The 17,652-nt window shown below is 70.6% G+C and carries 17 protein-coding genes; 7 read left to right on the top strand and 10 right to left on the bottom strand.

Translation table 11 applies throughout. The features are described from left to right. Positions 1 to 209: 209 nt before the first annotated feature. From ACFQRJ_RS15645 to ACFQRJ_RS15635, 3 genes are all read right to left on the bottom strand, one after another. The gene (locus ACFQRJ_RS15645) at positions 210 to 623 is read right to left on the bottom strand and encodes a universal stress protein (protein ID WP_377020146.1); all 414 of its coding nucleotides are present in this window, start codon (positions 621 to 623) and stop codon (positions 210 to 212) included. Positions 624 to 695: 72 nt separating this feature from the next. Further along, complete coding sequence (locus ACFQRJ_RS15640; protein WP_377020145.1) at positions 696 to 2,156, bottom strand: APC family permease; 1,461 nt, start codon at positions 2,154 to 2,156, stop codon at positions 696 to 698. 339 nt (positions 2,157 to 2,495) lie between these two features. Then, on the bottom strand, positions 2,496 to 4,268 hold the full coding sequence (locus tag ACFQRJ_RS15635) for an LssY C-terminal domain-containing protein (protein WP_377020144.1): 1,773 nt from the start codon (positions 4,266 to 4,268) through the stop codon (positions 2,496 to 2,498). A 77-nt stretch (positions 4,269 to 4,345) separates the two neighbouring features. Between ACFQRJ_RS15635 and ACFQRJ_RS15630 the strand changes: the two genes are divergently transcribed. Then, a complete protein-coding gene (locus tag ACFQRJ_RS15630) occupies positions 4,346 to 5,182 on the top strand; it encodes an aldo/keto reductase (RefSeq protein WP_377020143.1) in 837 nt (278 codons plus the stop codon). Between the two features lie 297 nt (positions 5,183 to 5,479). Here the strand turns inward: ACFQRJ_RS15630 and ACFQRJ_RS15625 are convergent, their stop codons facing one another. The 4 genes from ACFQRJ_RS15625 to ACFQRJ_RS15610 all read right to left on the bottom strand — a co-directional run bounded on the left by ACFQRJ_RS15625 (position 5,480) and on the right by ACFQRJ_RS15610 (position 9,486). Next, positions 5,480 to 6,244: an ABC transporter ATP-binding protein gene (locus ACFQRJ_RS15625; RefSeq protein ID WP_377020142.1), complete on the bottom strand. Its 765-nt coding sequence runs from the start codon at positions 6,242 to 6,244 to the stop codon at positions 5,480 to 5,482. After that, positions 6,241 to 7,305 (bottom strand): iron chelate uptake ABC transporter family permease subunit, encoded by a 1,065-nt coding sequence (locus ACFQRJ_RS15620; protein WP_377020141.1) that lies wholly within the window; start codon positions 7,303 to 7,305, stop codon positions 6,241 to 6,243. The genes ACFQRJ_RS15625 and ACFQRJ_RS15620 overlap by 4 nt, the downstream gene beginning before the upstream one ends. A gap of 100 nt (positions 7,306 to 7,405) precedes the next feature. Next, positions 7,406 to 8,455, bottom strand: coding sequence for an ABC transporter permease (locus tag ACFQRJ_RS15615; RefSeq protein ID WP_377020140.1), 1,050 nt, complete (start codon positions 8,453 to 8,455; stop codon positions 7,406 to 7,408). 11 nt (positions 8,456 to 8,466) lie between these two features. Beyond that, the gene (locus tag ACFQRJ_RS15610) at positions 8,467 to 9,486 is read right to left on the bottom strand and encodes a siderophore ABC transporter substrate-binding protein (protein ID WP_377020139.1); all 1,020 of its coding nucleotides are present in this window, start codon (positions 9,484 to 9,486) and stop codon (positions 8,467 to 8,469) included. Between the two features lie 219 nt (positions 9,487 to 9,705). Here ACFQRJ_RS15610 and ACFQRJ_RS15605 point away from each other — a divergent pair, with 219 nt between their 5' ends. From ACFQRJ_RS15605 to ACFQRJ_RS15595, 3 genes are all read left to right on the top strand, one after another. Further along, positions 9,706 to 10,689: a hypothetical protein gene (locus tag ACFQRJ_RS15605; RefSeq protein WP_377020138.1), complete on the top strand. Its 984-nt coding sequence runs from the start codon at positions 9,706 to 9,708 to the stop codon at positions 10,687 to 10,689. 148 nt (positions 10,690 to 10,837) lie between these two features. Further along, complete coding sequence (locus ACFQRJ_RS15600; protein ID WP_377020137.1) at positions 10,838 to 11,188, top strand: YciI family protein; 351 nt, start codon at positions 10,838 to 10,840, stop codon at positions 11,186 to 11,188. Between the two features lie 5 nt (positions 11,189 to 11,193). After that, positions 11,194 to 12,492 carry an RNA polymerase sigma factor gene (locus ACFQRJ_RS15595; protein ID WP_377020136.1) on the top strand — a complete coding sequence of 433 codons (1,299 nt, stop codon included), beginning with the start codon at positions 11,194 to 11,196 and terminating at the stop codon, positions 12,490 to 12,492. A gap of 74 nt (positions 12,493 to 12,566) precedes the next feature. On the opposite strand, the gene ACFQRJ_RS15590 is transcribed toward ACFQRJ_RS15595, so the two are convergent. From ACFQRJ_RS15590 to ACFQRJ_RS15580, 3 genes are all read right to left on the bottom strand, one after another. After that, complete coding sequence (locus tag ACFQRJ_RS15590) at positions 12,567 to 12,998, bottom strand: hypothetical protein (protein WP_377020135.1); 432 nt, start codon at positions 12,996 to 12,998, stop codon at positions 12,567 to 12,569. Positions 12,999 to 13,073: 75 nt separating this feature from the next. Next, the gene (locus ACFQRJ_RS15585) at positions 13,074 to 13,385 is read right to left on the bottom strand and encodes a 2TM domain-containing protein (RefSeq protein WP_377020134.1); all 312 of its coding nucleotides are present in this window, start codon (positions 13,383 to 13,385) and stop codon (positions 13,074 to 13,076) included. Positions 13,386 to 13,523: 138 nt separating this feature from the next. Further along, positions 13,524 to 14,327, bottom strand: a complete 804-nt coding sequence (locus ACFQRJ_RS15580; protein WP_377020133.1) for a methyltransferase domain-containing protein — start codon at positions 14,325 to 14,327, stop codon at positions 13,524 to 13,526. A gap of 274 nt (positions 14,328 to 14,601) precedes the next feature. Between ACFQRJ_RS15580 and ACFQRJ_RS15575 the strand changes: the two genes are divergently transcribed. From ACFQRJ_RS15575 to ACFQRJ_RS15565, 3 genes are all read left to right on the top strand, one after another. Then, entirely contained in the window at positions 14,602 to 16,131 is a 1,530-nt protein-coding gene (locus tag ACFQRJ_RS15575; protein WP_377020132.1) for a purine-cytosine permease family protein, read from the top strand. 20 nt (positions 16,132 to 16,151) lie between these two features. After that, complete coding sequence (locus ACFQRJ_RS15570; RefSeq protein ID WP_377020131.1) at positions 16,152 to 16,688, top strand: hypothetical protein; 537 nt, start codon at positions 16,152 to 16,154, stop codon at positions 16,686 to 16,688. Between the two features lie 98 nt (positions 16,689 to 16,786). Next, positions 16,787 to 17,557: an alpha/beta fold hydrolase gene (locus ACFQRJ_RS15565; protein WP_377020130.1), complete on the top strand. Its 771-nt coding sequence runs from the start codon at positions 16,787 to 16,789 to the stop codon at positions 17,555 to 17,557. Positions 17,558 to 17,652: the final 95 nt, after the last annotated feature.

The following is a 17,652-nucleotide window of genomic DNA, read 5'->3' as shown; positions in this document are numbered from 1 at the left end:
CTGTTGATGTGCTCTCGGCCGCGATAACGGGGGGAGTCGACCTGACAATGCGCCAGCAAAGTGATCCCGTTCTCGCCCTGAGGCGACACCGGGGTGAACTCTGAGAGGAATTCGTATGACGCGAGTGCGGCATCCCGGGCTTGGCACGGAGTCTGTGCCGGTCAGGGCCGCGATGGGCGGAAGGCTCAGGGCCTGGGTGAGCTGAGGAATCAGGGCCGCGGTGGGCTGACGAAGGTGTCGGGCTTGACCAGCACCACCGGTACGGGCGATTCGATCGCGACCCGCTGCGAGGTCGAGCCCAGCAGGATCTTCCCGATCGGGGTGCGGCGCCGGATGCCGATCACGACGAGGTCGACGGCGTCGTTCTCGATGGCGTCGAGGATGTCGTCGGCCGGGTCGTCGCGCTTGGGGACGGTGCGCAGCTCGTGCTCGAGGCCGGTCTCGGCCAGGCGCTCCGCGAGCGGCCGGGGGTCGCTGACGCCGCGGGCCTTGCGCGGGTCCGGCGCGCGCTCGGAGGCGAGCACCAGGAGGGAGGCGTCGCGCCGCCTCGCCTCCTCGACGGCGAAGGCGAGCGCGGCCTCACTGGTCGCACTGGGGACATAGGCCAGCAGGACGGTGGTCATGGCATCTCCCTGGGGGAACGATCGAAGAGGGCGGCGACTCGGGCGAGGCCCGGGTTCCGCCGGGAACTGAGCTCAGCCGAGGTCGTCGGGGTGGCGGATGCGGGTGCGCCGGGATCGGACGGCGCTGTTATAGATCCAGGTGATCGCGAACAGCACCAGGCCGATCGCGAGGAGACCGCCGGCGATGATGTAGTTCTGCGCGGGCTGCGCCAGCGGCGTGATCAGGGCGAAGGCGGTGATCGCGCCGATCACCGGCAGCACCGTCGGGGTCCGGAAGTGGCCCTCGCGGCCCGGTTCCCGGCGCAGGACCAGCACCGCGACGTTGACCAGGCCGAACACGGCCAGCAGCAGCAGCGCGGTGGTGCCGCCGAGAGCGGAGATGGTGCCTTCGGCGAGGACGTAGCGCACGGTGAGCACCAGCGCGAAGGCCAAGCCGGTGGAGAAGAGGATCCCGGCCCACGGGGTGCGTCGGCTGCGCAGCACCCCTCGCAGGAACCCGGGCAGCACTTCCTGCTTGGCCATGCCGTACAGCAGGCGGGAGGCCATCATCATGTTGATCAGCACCGTGTTGGCCACCGCGAAGATCGAGATGAACGCGAAGATCGTATCGATCGGGATGCCCGGGGCGCCGACCTCGACGACGGTCAGCAGCGGTGTGGTCGCCTCCGTGAGCTGACCGATCGGGACCACGGCCACGGCGAGCACGGAGATCAGCACGTAGATCACGCCGGTGATGGACAGGCCCCCGATCAGTGCGCGCGGGAAGTTCTTGACCGGGTTGACCGTCTCCTCGGCCATGTTCACCGAGTCCTCGAAGCCGACCATCGAGAAGAACGCCAGGGCGGTGGCGCCGATGACGGCCATGAACAGGCTCTTGTCGTTCGCGGTCTCGAACAGGATCACGCGGGAGAAGTCCGCCTTGCCCTCGGCGATCGCGAAGAAGCCGACGAGGATGACGAGGGTGAGGCCGGAGAGCTCGATGAGGGTCAGGGCGACGTTCGCCTTCACCGACTCCGAGACGCCGTAGAGATTGATCAGGGCGACCAGGGCGATGAACGCCAGCGAGATCGCCGTCGCGGTCCCGGTCGCGGCGCCCCCGAGGGTCTCGTCGAGCCCGAAGGCCTTGAGCACGTTGTCGGCGAGGAAGATCGAGCTGGTCGAGGCCGAGGTGATGCCGGAGGAGAGCACCGCGAAGGTGACCATGAAGGTCAGGAAATGGATGCCGAACGCCTTGTGGACGTACAGCGCGGCACCGGCGGCCTGCGGGTACTTGGTGACCATCTCGACGTAGGACAGCGCCGAGACCATGGCCACGGCGAAGGCGATGATGATCGGCAGCCAGCCCGCGCCGCCCACTTCCCCGGCGACCTTGCCGGTCAGGGCGTAGACGCCGGTTCCCAGGATGTCGCCGACGATGAACAGCAGCAGGAGCTTGGGGGTGATGGCCTGCTTCAGCTCGGGCTGGTCGGAGGCGCCGCCGACCGGTGCCGGGTCGCCCGGCGCTGCCGGGGCAGGCTCGTGGGGCTCGCTCATCAGGATCCTCCCGGGGAACGGGGATTCGGGCGGGCCGCTCAAGGTGGCGCCGGGCTCGCGATGAGCGTCGGCGCTCAGGGACACCGTGAACAGCTGACAGCGAACTCTACTCCGTGGTGTCCGTGCTCACACCGAGGCCGACGGGAAACAGAACGACGTGTTGCGCCGCGCCCGGTCCGGCCGCGGACACGCGTCTCCACCGGCCTCAGCAGACCGGCTCTGCCAGCTCTGCCGCCCCTGCCAGCTCTGCCAACCCTGCCAGCTCTGCCAGCCCTGCCAGCGCTGCGCCGAACGCTCTCGCTGCCATCAGCGCCGCTGCGCCGGCCGCTCTCGCGGCCGTCAGCGCCGCTGGCCCGGCCGCTCCGCCGGCTGCTCCGCCGGCTGCGCCAGGTCAGCCTGCGGCACTCCGTCGTCCGTCCCGCCGGGGGCGTGGCCGTCCACCTCGCCGGCCTGGTCCCGGTCCTCGGACCTGCTCTCGCCGTCGTCCACGTCCTCGCCCACGGCCTGGCCCTCGCCAGCGGCCTGGTCCGCGCCCTCGTCCGCGTCCGCGCCCTCGTCCGCGCCCTCGTCCTCGTCCTCGTCCTCGTCCTCGTGGGAGGAAACGCGCAGCGTCTGCACCCACTGGCGGGAGGCGTCGGAGCTGATCGCGAGCACGCCGAGGGCGGAGGCACCGGCGCCGACCAGCAGCGAGTGGGTCACGTCGCCGCCGGAGGAGGTGGCCAGCGCCAGGCGCACGACCGCGTCGGCCGTGAACACAGCCATCAGGGCGATCCGGGCCCAGCGGCTGCGGCGCAGCACCCCGATCAGCAGCAACACCAGCATCAGGGCGAACCCGGAGGCCACGCCCAACCCGGTCTGGCCGGGGAACAGCAGCGTCGCGTCATCGAACAGAGGCAGCGGGCTCGTCCCCAGCAGCTGGGTGAGCCATTGCGCGACCACGAGCCCCGCCTGCAGCAGCACGAGGGCGCCGGTGAACGCGACCGTCGGCGGCGGCAGGTGGTGGTCGGCCGCCCGGGCCACGGCCTCGTGGAAGTCGTCGACCGTCCCGTGCCACTGCGCAGAGATCTCGTTGCCCAGATCGGTGCGGCCGGTGACACCACTGGTGAGGCGGGCCGCGGCCAGCGCGGACTGGGTCGCGGCGCGGGCGCGGGCCTTCATCACGGTGGTCCCCGTCGGCCGGTGCCGGGGCAGCATCATCGCGGTCGCCCCGTCTGACCGGGAGGCGGCGCCGGCCACATCGATCACCGGCAGGTGGCCGTCGGTGCGGAACCGGTCGCCCTGGCCGTTGCGGTGGTGGTACGCGGTCGAGAACTCGTGGATCATCTCGACGGGGATCTCCCGGTCGGCGTAGCGCACGGTGTCGATCAGGTAGTCGCGCTCGACGTCGATGTTCTCGTCGATGCGGTGGGTGACCTGGAGGGTGAAGAAGGAGAAGCCGACGGCGCGGTCGTAGGTGCCGGCGGCGAGCCAGTCCGCCCGGTAGCCGCCGGGCAGCACGAAGTCCGGCGGCATCCGCCAGAACCGCACGTGGTGACGTTTGGTGGTGGTCCCGCCGACCTCCTGCTGGTAGGTGAAGTCATGGCGTCGGCCCATCAGGTACAGGTCGGAGACCGGTGCGGAGGGATACGAGCTGCGCAGCAGCGTCGAGCGGACCATCGACCAGGCCGAGGAGACGGTGCGCTCCTCGGCGAGCACCCAGCCCGCGCGGCGCATCGCCACGTGCAGATCGCGCTCGGGGCCGTCGAAGGCGAGGTTGATCGGGTCCGAGAGCACGCCCTCGGTGGTTCGGGTGCGGCCGAAGAAGTAGTCCGGCAGATAGATCCAGGTCATCAGCTGATGCAGGCGCGGCAGCGTGATGTAGGTCAGCAGGATCCAGAAACCAGCCAGGTACAGCAGCCGGATGGGCGTCAGCGAGAAGCCCTCGATCAGGTACAGCAGCGCCAGCCACACCGAGACCACCACGCCGGTGGCGATGAACAGGGTGTCCAGCAGTCCGTACACGTCCAGCCGCCGCCCCTCGGGGGTGTGCCCGCGGGCATGGTCGTAGGCGGGCGGTCCGTCGGGGACGGGCCGCTCCAGCGGTGCAAGACGTGAGCTGCGTGCCGGTGTCACCGGGTCCGCCCCGGGCTCGTCGAGCTCATGACTCCATCGTAGGCTGGCGGCGACGCCGATCCCTCCAGGAGGAGACCATGTCCACCAGTCCTTCGCTGACCTTTCATGACGGCCACTCGATCCCGCAGCTCGGCTACGGCGTGTACAAGGTCGACAACGAGGTCGCGGCCGACCTGACCGGGCAGGCCATCGAGGCCGGCTACCGTCACATCGACACCGCCAAGCTGTACGGCAACGAGGAGGGCGTGGGCCGCGCGGTGCGCGCCGCCGACGTGCCCCGCGAGGACCTCTTCGTCACCACCAAGCTGTGGAACGACGAGCACGCCTACGATGACGCGATCGCCGCCTGTGAGGCGTCCCTGGAGCGGCTGGGCCTGGACTACATGGACCTCTACCTCATCCACTGGGCGGTCCCGTCCCAGGGCCAGTACGTCGAGGCGTGGGAGGCGCTGGTCGAGCTGCAGAAGCGGGGCCTGACCCGCTCGATCGGTGTCTCGAACTTCCCGCTCGCCGAGCTCGAGGAGATCATCGCCGCCACCGGCGTCACCCCCGTGATCCACCAGATCGAGCTGCATCCCTACTTCCAGCAGCGCGAGCTGCGCGAGGCCCACGCCCAGCACAGCATCCTCACCCAGTCCTGGGGGCCGCTCGGCCAGGGCAAGTCCGACCTCCTCGAGAACCCCGTCATCACCGGCATCGCCGCTGCCCACGGCGCCACCCCGGCCCAGGTGGTCCTCGCCTGGCACCTCGCCCACGACATCGTGGCGATCCCGAAATCGGCCACGCCCTCTCGGATCGTGGAGAACCTGGAGTCGGTCCAGCTGCAGCTCAGCCCCGACGACATCGCCGCGATCGACGAGCTGGATCGCCCCGACGGCCGCGCCGGGTTCGACCCCGCCCAGAAGCGGGACTGACGCCGAGGCGGGCGCGCGCCGGCCCGACCTCGCTGCGGCCCGGCGCGGCCCGGCGCGACTCCTCCGCAGGATCCGTGACCGCGTTGGTATGGCGCTCCAATTCCCACGAGGTCGCGGATCCCGCGCTGCCGGCGCAGGGTCGGGTCCCGCGCCGCCGGCGCAGGGTCGGGTCCCGCGCCGCCGGCGCAGGGTCGGGTCCCGCGCCGCCGGCGCAGGGTCGGGTCCCGCGCCGCCGGCGCGGGGTCGGGCGTCGTCGGCCCCGAGCGCAGGAACGTCGGCGCAGCCTTCCGCCTGCTCTCAGTAGTAGACGGCGAGCGGGCCGCTGGGCCCGTCGATGACCTGGACCGGGGTGTCGAACACCCGGGTGAGCACCTCCCCGTCCATGATCTGCTCGACCGGGCCGGCCTCGACCACACCGCCGTCCTTCATCGCGATGATGTGGTCGCCGTAGTGGGCGGCGAAGTTGATGTCGTGCAGCACCACGACGACGGTGCGGCCCAGCTCGCGGGCGGCGTCCCGCAGCCGGCCCATCATCTGCACGCTGTGGCGCATGTCGAGGTTGTTCAGCGGTTCGTCCAGCAGCACGTACTCGGTGTCCTGGGCGAGGACCATGGCGACGTAGGCACGCTGTCGCTGGCCGCCGGAGAGCTGGTCGAGGTAGCGGTCCTCGAGCTCGTCGAGGCTCAGGAAGTCGATGGCCTCGCTGATCTTCTGCTCATCCAGCCTGGTCAGCCGCCCCTTGGAGTAGGGGAAGCGGCCGAAGCCCACCAACTGGCGCACGGTGAGCCGGGTGATGAAGTGGTTCTCCTGGCGCAGCACGGAGAGGATCTTCGCGAGGTCCTTCGAGGCGGTGGAGCCGACGTCGTACCCGGCCACCTCGATCGCGCCCTCGTCGATCCCCAGCAGCCGGCCGGCCATGGTCAGCAGCGTGGACTTGCCCGCGCCGTTCGGGCCCACCAGCGCCGTGACCCCGCCGGCGGGGATCTCGAGGCTGACCGGGCCGATCTCGATGGTCCGCGAGCCCGAGGTGTATCGCTTCCGCACCGCGTCGATGGTGATCACAGGCGCCCCTTCCGCAGGATGACGGCGAGGAAGACGGACCCGCCGACGAGTTCGATGATGATGGAGACCACTCCCTGCGCGTAGAAGACGTGGTTCATCAGGAAGTACGCCCCGGAGAGCACGACGAATCCGGCCAGCACACCGACCGGCAGCAGCCGGCGATGGTCGTGGGTGCCGATCAGCTGGTACGTCAGCGTCGCGACCAGGAAGCCGAAGAAGGTCATGGGGCCGATCAAGGCGGTGGAGACCGCCATCAGCACCGAGACCAGCACCAGGGTGTAGATGGTCTGGCGGCCGTGGTCCACGCCGACGTTCAGGCACACGTCCCGGCCCAGGGAGATGACGTTGAGGCGGCGGGCGTTCAGCCACACCAGCACCCCGGCGACCAGGCACAGCGGGATCGCGTAGGGCAGGTATTCGACGCTCGCGTTGGTGACCGAGCCGAACAGGCGGGCGCTGAGCACGTCGAACTCGCTGGGGCTCAGCAGGCGCTGCATGAAGGTCGAGACCGACCCCAGCCCTCCCCCGATGATGATGCCGATCAGCAGCATCACCTGCATGTTCGCGTACTTCCCGCGAAGCAGCCAGCCGTACAGCAGCACGGAGAGGCCCACCATCAGCGCCACCTGCGCGAGGAATTGCGCGGTGCCCTGGAGCGCCACCACTCCGGCTACGCCGAGCAGATAGACGGCGGCGGTCTGGATGACGGTGTACAGCGACTCGAAGCCCATGATCGAGGGCGTGATGATGCGGTTGTTCGTCACCGTCTGGAAGGCGATGGTGGCTGTGGCCTGGCAGAACGCGGCGATCGCCATGACCACCAGGGAGGTCGCGCGCAGTTCGGCGATCAGCCAGAAGCCCCGGGTGCCGACGGGCATCGGGTTGTCGATGGCCAGCAGTCCGAGCCCGAACGCGGCCGCGAGGACCACGAGCGCGCCGACCACGCTCCAGTAGCGCGTGCGGGACCTGGCATCCGGAAAGGGACCGGAGCTGCTGCGGGGCCGGGGCAGCGGGCGCGGGGCCGCCGCGTCGAGGACGGCGTCGGCCGGGGAGGTGGACACGGCCCGCCCGGTGTCCGCGCCGGTCGCCGCCCCAGCGGCGGGTGCCACCCCAGCGGCGGGTGCCGGTCCCGTGACGGGTGCCGAGCCGGTCAGCGTGCGCTCACCCATGCCGGCGCTGCCTCAGCAGGAGGGCGATGAACACGATGGCGCCGACGATCCCCAGGATCAGGGAGACCGGCACCTCGAAGGGCATGATGATCGTGCGCCCGATGAGGTCGCAGACGGTGACCACGGCAATGCCCAGCAGCGCCACCCACGGCAGGTTGCTGCGCAGGTCGTCGCCCCGGATCATCGAGACCACGTTGGGCACGATGAGACCGAGGAAGGGCAGGTTCCCCACCACCACGGTGACCACGCCGGTGGCGATGGCGACCAGGCCGGTACCCATCAGCAGCACCCGCTGGTAGTTCACGCCGACGTTGGTGGCGATGTCCTCCCCCAGCCCGGCGACGGTGAGCCGGTCGGCGACCAGGAACACCGCCACCCCGACCAGCGCCACGATCCACAGCACCTCGTACTGGCCCCGCAGCACGGAGGTGAAGGAGCCGGCGAACCACACCCCGAGGTTCTGCAGGGCGTCGAACTGGAGGGCGACGAAGGTCGAGACGGAGCCGACGACGGCACCGAGCATGATGCCGATGATCGGCACGATCAGGGAGCTGCGCAGGGTCACCTTCCGCAGGAAGGCGAAGAACACCATGGTGCCGACGAAGGCGAAGGCGATCGCGACCGTCATCCGGGTCAGGAGGCCGGCCTGCGGCGCGAGCACCATCACCAGGATCAGCCCCAGGCCGGCCCATTCCGTGGTGCCGGTGGTCGACGGCTCGACGAACCGGTTCTGGGTCATCAGCTGCATGATCAGCCCGGACATGGCCATCGCAGCGCCGGCGAGAACCAGCGCGATGGTGCGCGGGATCCGGGTGATCGCGAACATCTCGCCGCCGTCCTCGGCTCCCACCACGTCGTAGACCCCGGTCAGCAGCGACGCGACCAGCAGCAGGGCCACCACCGCGAGGGCGACGACGAGCTTCGCGTCCAGCAGCGGTTCGCGGCCGCGAGCTCGCTCGGGCACCCCGTCGGGCGCCCGAGCGACCGTCGGCGCAGCGGGTCGAGGCGAGGCAGCGGGCCGAGGTGAGGACGAGGACGACATCGCGCCAGGGCTCAGGCCGCGCCCTCGAGGGCGTCGGCCAGGGCCTCGAAGTATTCCGTGTACGTCTGGATCGATTCGTTGGTGTACGTATCCGCGGGCATGTAGACGAGGCGGCCCTCGGCGACGGCGGTGACCCCGGCGAGCGCCTCGGAGGCCTCGAGGATCTCGGCCGCCGGCTCGTAGGCCGGGTCGTCGGCGGAGATCGCGGCGTCACGGTCCATGACCAGGATCCAGTCCGGGTTGGACTCGGCGATGGCCTCGACGGAGATGTCGTCGCCCTGATGGTCGTCGCTGGCGCCCTCCACCTCGAGCGCGGGGACGAAGCCGAAGGCCTCGAACGTCCAGCCCAGGGTGCGGCCGGCTCCGGGGGCGATGTACCCGATCTCGCCGCCGGACACGTTGACGGCCATGACGGTGTCGGAGCCGTTGTAGGCGGCGGTGACGCGCTCCATGGTGGCATCGAGGTCGGCGCCGAGCTGCTCGGCCTCGGCCTCCTTGGAGAACACCGTCCCGAGGGCGCTGACCTGGCGCTTGAGCTCGTCCGCGAAGGGCTGGTCATCACGGGGGTCGAGCTCGAGGATGGCCGCGTCCGGGGCGAGACGGGCGAAGTCCTCGTGGTAGTCCGCGAAGCGCTGACCGTTGATGATCAGGGTCGGCTCGGCGGCGACGACCGCCTCGAGATCGGGTTCGCGATGGTTGCCGAGATCGATGATCGACTCGTCGTGCCGGTAGGAGATCGTCGTCGGCATCAGGGCGCGCGCAGCAGCAGTGAGCGTGACATCCCAGTCCTGGAGCGTCTCGAAGGTGCGGTTGTCCGTCGCGACGACGGAGGCCGGCGGGGTCTGGACGGTCTGGGTGCCGTTGTTGTCCTCGATCTCCACGGTGCCCGCCGCGCCGCTGTCACCCCCGTCGGACGCACCGCCGTCGGCGGCCTGGGTGCTGCCGCCACAGGCGGTCAGGACCACGCCCAGAGCACCGGCGGTGGAGAGCGCGCTGAAGTGGCGACGGGAGAGACGGGAGTGGGAGGTCATGGGGCTGCCTTCTGTCGAGGGAAAGGGACCGGTCCGGGAGAGCGGAGCGCGTCGCGGCCACACTGAGGTTAGCCTTACCTCTGCTATTTACGCCACTCATGCTTTGCATTATTTCGCGTACCGAGACGCGCTCGGGAGCCGCGACCCCGCCGCTAGGCTGGGCCGCGGCCGGGCACGCGTATCGTCCGCGCCGGGGAGCAGGGCTCGAGGGGAGCAGCAATGTCCGACCGTCCAGGCACGTTCGAGCCGCCGCAGCTGCCCGACTTCAGCGGCGGGGCCGGCGGCAGCGCGGGCGGCGGGGCATCGATCCCGGGCACTGCTGGCGGGGCTGGTGGCTCCAATGGGGTCGGTGGGCCTAGCGGGCCCAGTGCCGGGCACGGCGGGACTCCCGGCGGTGGCGGCGGCAGGGGTCCGATCATCGCCGTCGTCCTTGGCGGCGTCGGCGTCCTGGTGGTGGTGCTCGCGATCGTGGCACTCGTGCTCTCACAGACCGTGTTCTCGACTGACGCCGAGGATCCGACCGCCGCCGAGGAGACCTCTGCTGCCGATGATCCCGAGGAGACCCGGCCCGAGGAGTACGTCCCCTCCGAGGAGGGGACGGACGAGGCCGGCGGCGCCGAGCCGACGTTCACCGAGCAGCCCACCACCGAGTGCACGGTCCACGACGACAACAACTCGCAGGCCGAGCAGTCCGACGGCACGGTGCGCAGCGGGGGCCTGGAGTTCGCGGTCCAGCCGGATTGGGGCACCGGCAGCAACTGGGGCTCGCAGTCCTCGTACATGGTCGATGTCGCCGCCGCGGAGCAGGAGGTCGAGGACGGTTGGTACTCCGTCGCCGCCGTGGGCGCCGTGGAGTTCCCCGAGGACGAGGGCGGCTACCCGGGCGTCGAGGACGCCGCGCGAGCCATTTTCCAGTGCGGCATCTCGCGCGATCAGGCCCAGGAGATCTACGGACCGGACCCTGAACTGACGAACTACCGCGACGAGGCTTTCACGGTCGACGGGCACGACGGCTGGATCGTCACCGCGACGGTCATGCTCTCGGACCTCAGCCTGCTGGACACCACGGAGTCATGGGAGATCGCCGTGATCGTCGTGGATACGCCGGAGGGCCCCGCGGCGTTCGACGGCGGTGCCGCCACCGGGCACGAGCAGCAGGTCGCCGACCTCCAGGCCATGATCGACAGCCTCAGCGTGGCCTGACAGCGCGGGATGTGCCCGGCACGGGGCGGGGCGGGCGATCCCGGCGACGTCGATCCGATTCCGGAGAACTGTCGATCTGCTCGGCGCCCGTTCGTCATAGTGGTGTCCGGGCCGCTCGGCTCGGTCACCGCACCACCGAGGAGTGAGCATGAAGTACGTACTGCTGCTGATGGGAAACATGGCCGATGACCGCTGCGGCGAGACCGACGAGGGCCCGAACCCCGAGGAGTTCATGGCCTTCGACGCGGAACTGAAGGAGGCCGGCGTGCTCGCCGGCGGCTTCGCCCTCACCGATCCGGACGAGGGCACGAGCGTCTCCAAGGCCGATCGCGATGCCGAACCGGTGATCACCGCCGGCCCCTATGCCGAGAGCCGCGAGTTCGTCGGCGGCACCATCGTCCTGGATGTCGCGAACCTCGACGATGCTCTGACCTGGGCCACCAAGTGCCCCGGGGCGATCGGCGGCCGCATCGAGGTGCGCCCGCTCGCGGAGTACTGAGGGCGGTGGCCATCGCCGCGGCGCACGAGGAGCCGCCCGCCGACGACGTGCTGACCCGGGTCCACCGGGAGGAGCACAGCCGCCTGCTGGCAACCCTCGTGCGCCGCTTCGGCGATCTCGAACTCGCCGAGGACGCCGCCCAGGAGGCGATGGAATCCGCCCTGCGCACGTGGCCTCGGCAGGGCGTGCCCGAACGGCCGCTGGCCTGGCTGACCACCGCCGCCAAGCGCGTCGCCCTGGACCGCGTGCGACGTGACGCCACCTACGCCCGCCGGCTCGCGGAGCTGCACGTGGCCGAAGAGGCCGCGGCCACGCCTCCGGCCGATGCTGACGTCCTCGCCGACGGGGACCTGCCCGACGAGCGCCTCGCCATGCTCATGGGTTGCTGCCACCCCGCCATCGCCCCGGCCGACCGCATCACCCTGATGCTGCGCTTCGTGGGCTCGCTGAGCACCGCGGAGATCGCGCAGGCCCTGCTGGTACCGGTGGCGACCCTGCAGGCGCGGATCACCCGCGCCAAGAAGCGGATCGCGGCAAACCGGATCCCGTTGACGGTGCCGGCCGATCCCGCGGACCGCGAGCGCCGGCTGCCTCTGGTGCTGACCGCGATCTCGCTGATCTTCACCGAGGGCTATGCCGCAACCAGTGGTGACGCCCCGATCCGGCAGGAGCTCACGGCCGAGGCGATCCGTCTGGCGCGGATCACGCACGGCCTGCTCCCCTCGGCCGCGGAACCACAGGGGCTGCTGGGCCTGCTGCTGCTCGCCGATGCCCGCTCCCCAGCCCGCCAGGACGCCGACGGCGTGCCGATCCCACTCGAGGACCAGGACCGCTCGCGGTGGGATCGCGATCTGCTCGCCGAGGGCCTGGCACTGGCCGAGGGGGCGGCGGGCCGCCCGGATGCCGGACGCTTCACGATCCAGGCCGCGATCGCCGCCGTGCACGCGGAGGCCGCGCGCTACGAGGACACCGACTGGCCGCAGATCCTCTCGCTGTACGACTTGCTGCTGGCACGCGGCGAGGACCCGGTAGTGCGGATGAACCGGGCCATTGCCGTGGGGAGGGCACGAGGACCTCAGGAAGGGCTGGCACTGCTCGAGGGGCTGGCCGATGATCCCGAACTCGCCCGCCACCATCCCTTCCACATCGCGGTCGCCCTGTTCCGCGACGAGGTGGGCCGGCGCGAGGAGGCCGCGGCAGCGTGGGCCCGGGCGCTCGAGCAGGTGGACAACGCCGCCGAGCAGCGGTTCATCGAGCGACGCCTGGCCGAGAGCGAGGGCTCGACATCCACGGCCCGGGACTGACGACCTCCGCCGCCGGCGGGCGTGGGCCCGGCCTACGACGGGCCCGACCGTCGGCGAGGAAGGCGTTCAGCCGGTCAGGCCTTCAGCGACTTCTTCTGCTTGGTCTGCTTCTTCTCCGCCAGCAGGAGAGCGCCGGCGATCGCGAGCAGCCAGGTGTCCTTCGCGACGGCCGTGCCGTCCTGACTGGGACGCACGCCGTCGGACTCGGTCATCTCGGGGGTGCGCAGGTACATCGAGACCAGGCTTCCCGAGAAGGCGGCCAGGGCCGCGCCCGCGATCCGGTTGGGCACGAAGGGCAGCAGCAGCGAGGCGCCGACGGCGATCTCGCCGTAGCTGAGGAACTTCGCGAACTGCTCCGGCGTGAGCTTCTCCAGCGGCGGGACGCCCTTGGCGGCCATGCCCTGGAGGCCCTCGGCCATCTCGGCCGGCATGCCGAGCTTGCCGATTCCGGAGTTGAGGATGAACGCGCCGGGGATGGCGCGGAGGGCGATGGTGCTGAGGCTCATGTCGTCTCCAACGTCGAGGGTGGTTGCGTATTCAACGATACGCTCCCGCGCCCGTCTCGTCGAGGCCCCGCGGGCTCAGCGACGGCCGCTCAGCCGGTCCATCTCCTTGCGGACCCGGTCCTCGCTCTCGCCCGGGCCGAACAGTTCCCATGCCTGCCAGAACAGGCCGATCCCCCAGAACACCAGCACGAACAGCGGCCAGGGGAACCCGTAGCCGTAGCTGGCCCAGGACCAGAACAGGATCCCGTTGACCATCAGATAGACGGCCACCTGGACCGCGAACCCGCGGCGGGCGTGGATGTTCCGGGCGGCCTGTCGACGCAGTCCGGCCTCGTCGTCCTCGGGGATGTCGTGCGGGGCATCGGTGCGGTCATACGGCGTCTGCATCGCTGGCTCTCCCACTTGCTGCGCGGAACCGCCCGGTGCGGCTCCTTCCCTGTCCACGACCGTAGGAAGCCACGGCGAGCAGCGCCCATGACGGCTGTCATCGATGCACCCGACTCGGCGTCACGAGGGCATGGCCCGTCAGGGCCGGGCGAGGATCTCGCCGTGCAGGAGCACGAACCAGCCGTCGGGGTGGTCGGCCCAGCGACCGAACGCAGCGGCGATCTCCTCGAGCTCGTCGATGTCGGCCCACCCCTGGCGCTGGAGCTGATCGGCCAGCGGCGGCGTCGTGATCCGGCCGCTCCAGGTCTCGGACCAGGTCGCGCGGGTCTGCGGGGTCGCGTACAGCACCGTGGACGAGCTCGGCGTGACGTCCCCGAAGCCCGCTTCGTGCGCCCAGGCGAGCAACCGGCGACCCGCATCGGGGGTTCCCCCGTTGGCGCGGGCAGCGCGCACGTACAGCTCGCGCCATCTCTCCAGCAACGGGTCCTCGGGGAACCACCGGAAGCCGTCGTAGTCGCTGTCCCGGATCGCGACGACCCCGCCCGGGCCGGTGATCCGGCGGAACTCGGCGAGGGCGACCACCGGCCGGGGCAGATGCTGGAGGACCTGGTGGGCATGGACGACGTCGAAGGCGCCGTCGGCGAACGGCAGCTCATGAGCATCCCCGACCACCACCTCCACCGCGTCCAGCTCCTGCCGGGCGAGCTCCTCGCGCGTGATGCCGGCGGCGTGCTCGTCCACTTCGAGGGCGACCACGTTCTCCGGGCCGACGAGCCGGGCCAGCCCCGCAGTGATCGTCCCCGCCCCGCTGCCCACATCGAGCAGCCGCTGCCCGGCGCGAAGTTGCGGCAGGAGGTAGGCGGAGGAGTTCTCGGCGGTGCGCTGACGGTGGCTGCCGAGGACTGCGGCACCGTAGCCGTGGGTGTAGGTCGGAACGGGCATGGGCCGACGGTAGGTGCCCCGGAGCGGGACGGGAACGGCGGTCCGTCCCGTGGGCGCAGCTGCACCTCCCGAGCCGCGGATCGCCGAGGGGCCCGATCTCCTGGACCGCGCCGAGCCTCCGGCGAGCATGTCGGCCGCCTCGTCCAGCACGCGGCGGGGGTATGGCACCGCGTTTGGGCGGCGAGCCTGCTGAGTGCCGTCATGGGACACTGCAGCTGACATCCGTCCACCCCGTCGGCCGGCCGTGCGCTGGTCGTTCTCTCCCGGAGCCGACATGACCTCCCCTGACAGCACCACTGCGCCGACGCCTCCCCCGGCCCCCGTCGGCGGCGCCGGCGTCATCGAGACCACCGGCATCGAGATCATCGCGGAGTCAGAGAGGACAGCGCGCCCGCGCGATCTCGTCTGGCCGTGGTTCGCCGCGAACGTCTCGGTGTTCGGCATGAGCTACGGCTCGTACCTGCTGGGATTCGGGATCAGCTTCTGGCAGGCCACGATCGTCGCGATCATCGGCATCATCATCAGCTTCGCCCTGTGCGGGCTGGTCGCGATCGCCGGCAAGCGCGGCAGCGCGCCGACGATGGTGCTCTCCCGCGCCGCGTTCGGCGTCCACGGGCAGAAGGTGCCCGGCATCGTCTCGTGGCTGACCTCGATCGGCTGGGAGACGAGCCTGGCGATCTCCGCGGTGCTGGCCACCGCCACCGTGTTCGACGTGCTCGGGGTCGCTTCCGGGCAGGCGGTCACCGTGATCGCGGCGATCCTCATCGCCACCCTGATCGTGGTGGCGAGCGTGCTCGGCTATCACACGATCATGCGCCTGCAGTCGATCCTGACCTGGGCCACCGGCGCCATGACCATCGTCTTCATGGCCCTGACCATTCCCGCCATCGACTGGGCCGCGGTGGCGTCGGCGCCGAACGGGCCGCCGCAGGCGATGGTCGGTGCGCTGGTGATGGTGATGACCGGCTTCGGGCTGGGCTGGATCAACATCGCCGCCGACTGGTCGCGGTACCAGAAGCGCACGGCGTCCGACGGGTCGATCGTGCTGTGGAACACCGTGGGCGGTGCGGCCGCGCCGGTGGTGCTGGTGATCTTCGGGCTGCTGCTGGCCGGCTCCGATCCCGATCTGAATGCCGCGATCGAGGGCGACCCGATCGGCGCGCTGATCTCGATCCTGCCGCTGTGGGCGCTGATCCCCTTCTGGATCGTCGCGGTGCTGACCCTGGTCTCCGGGGCGGTGCTGGGCATCTACTCCTCCGGCCTGACCCTGCTGAGCCTGGGCATCAGGATCCCGCGCCCGGCCGCCGCCGCGATCGACGGCCTGATCCTCACCGTCGGCACCATCTGGGTCGCGTTCTTCGCCACCAGCTTCATCGGCCCGTTCCAGAGCTTCCTGATCACCCTCGGCGTGCCGATCGCCGCGTGGGCCGGGATCCTCATCGCCGACGTCCTCTCCCGCCGCGCGGACTACGACGAGAAGGCCCTGTTCGACCCGAGCGGCCGCTACGGCGCCGTGGACTGGACCTCGGTGATCACGCTGGTGGTGGCCTCGGTGATCGGCTGGGGCCTGGTCGTGAACTCCTTCACCGAGGCCGCGCCGTGGAACAACTGGCAGGGCTACCTGCTTCAGCCGCTGGGCCTGGGCACCTTCGTGGACGACCCGGCCGGTTCCTACTGGGAGGGCAACTGGGCCTACTCCAACATCGGCGTGATCCTCGCCCTCGTGCTCGGCTTCGTCGTCACCTGGTTCGCCCGGCGCGGCACCATCCGCCGGCAGGAGCAGGGAGTGGCTGCTCGGGCCTGAGCATTCGGAAGGAAGAAAACATGTCCGTCATGGAGATCGTCGCCTTCATCCCGATCATCGTCGGCCTCTGGCTGCTGAGCTTCCTGGTCCGGCGCCCGTGGATCCGCAAGCGGCATCCCGAGCGCCGCTGCGTCTCGCGACTGGTGGGCGTGATCGGCTTCGTGATCCTGCTGTTCGGCGTCCTGCTCGTGCTCGCGGGGATCACGAAGGGCGAAAACCCTGCCGAGATCCGGGCCGATGTGATCGCCGGTAGCGTGCTTCTGCTGATCGCCATCCTGCTGCTGTGGACCTTCTTCATCGTCTACGTCGAGGCGGGGCCGGACGCCTTCAGATCCCGGGGCATGCTGGGGCGCACCCGGACCATTCGCTATGCGGACATCGCCCGCATCAGCTATATCGGCTCCGGCGGCCCTGACGGCACGAACATCTCGAGAACCAGCCAGACCAGACTCAGGGCACGCGACGGCACCACGATCACCGCGGGCAACGGGCTGTTCGACTGGGAGCACTATCGGGCGTGGCAGGAGCGCACGGGACAGCAGGCACCGGAGGAGTGACCTCGGCGCGGGCCACTCCACCCCGTCCCTGTGGCCGACAGCGCGTCCGACCCTCTTCGAGGACAGATCGTGTCCTCTGCGCGACCTACCGTGAGGGCATGAGCATCGATCAGACACCGGGCACACCCGCAACTCTTGTCCTCGTCCCCGGGCACTGGCTCGGCGGCTGGGCCTGGGACGAGGTCGTCGACTCCCTCACTGACGAGCGGATCCCCGCAGAGTCCGTGACCCTGCCGGGCATGGACCCCGCCGCCCCGCGGCGGGCCTCCTCCGACCTCGAGGACCAGGCGTCCCACCTCGGCGAGGTGGTCTCCCGTCTCGCGGACTCGGCGGGCCCGGTGGTCCTCGTCGCGCACAGCGGGGCCAATCTGCCGGTGATGCGGCTGCTGGGGTGCCGGCCCGAGCTCGTGGACCACGTGGTCTGGGTGGACAGCGGCCCACAGCTCGACGGCGCGGTCGCCGCCCCCGGGCTGCCCGAGGAGGTCGCCGAGGTCCCGCTCCCACCATTCGAGGAGCTCGGGCAGCAGGCGAGCCTCGAGGGGCTCTCCTCTGCGCAGCTCGACCGGTTCCGCGAGCGCTCCGTCCCCCAGCCGGGTCCGGTGATGCGGGGCGTGCTGAGGGTGGAGGACGACCGGTGGCAGGGGATCCCGGCGACCATGATCTGCAGCTCCCTGACCTCCCAGGACGTCACGGCAATGGCGGAGTCGGGTCACCCGATGATGGCACCGGTGACCGCGGTCCAGCACCTGGACCTGGTCGATCTCCCCACCGGGCACTGGCCCTTCTGGAGCCGACCGGCCGACCTCGCCGCGCTGCTCGCCGAGCGCTCCCGCACGGTCGCGGAGGTGCGTACAGTGCGGTCAGTGTGAGGCTCTGTGGTGCCGCGGATGTCGCGGTGGTTGGATCGCTTCCATCCGGTGATTGGCCCGTACAGTGGCTGCCGCTCCTCAGTGTGAGGCTCTGT

Origin of the sequence: Brachybacterium sp. GCM10030252 (genome assembly GCF_042666535.1) — a bacterium.
Classification (GTDB): Bacteria; Actinomycetota; Actinomycetes; order Actinomycetales; family Dermabacteraceae; genus Brachybacterium.
The sequence above is the reverse complement of the archived record's forward strand: the minus strand, read 5'-3'. Positions and strand labels throughout refer to the sequence as shown.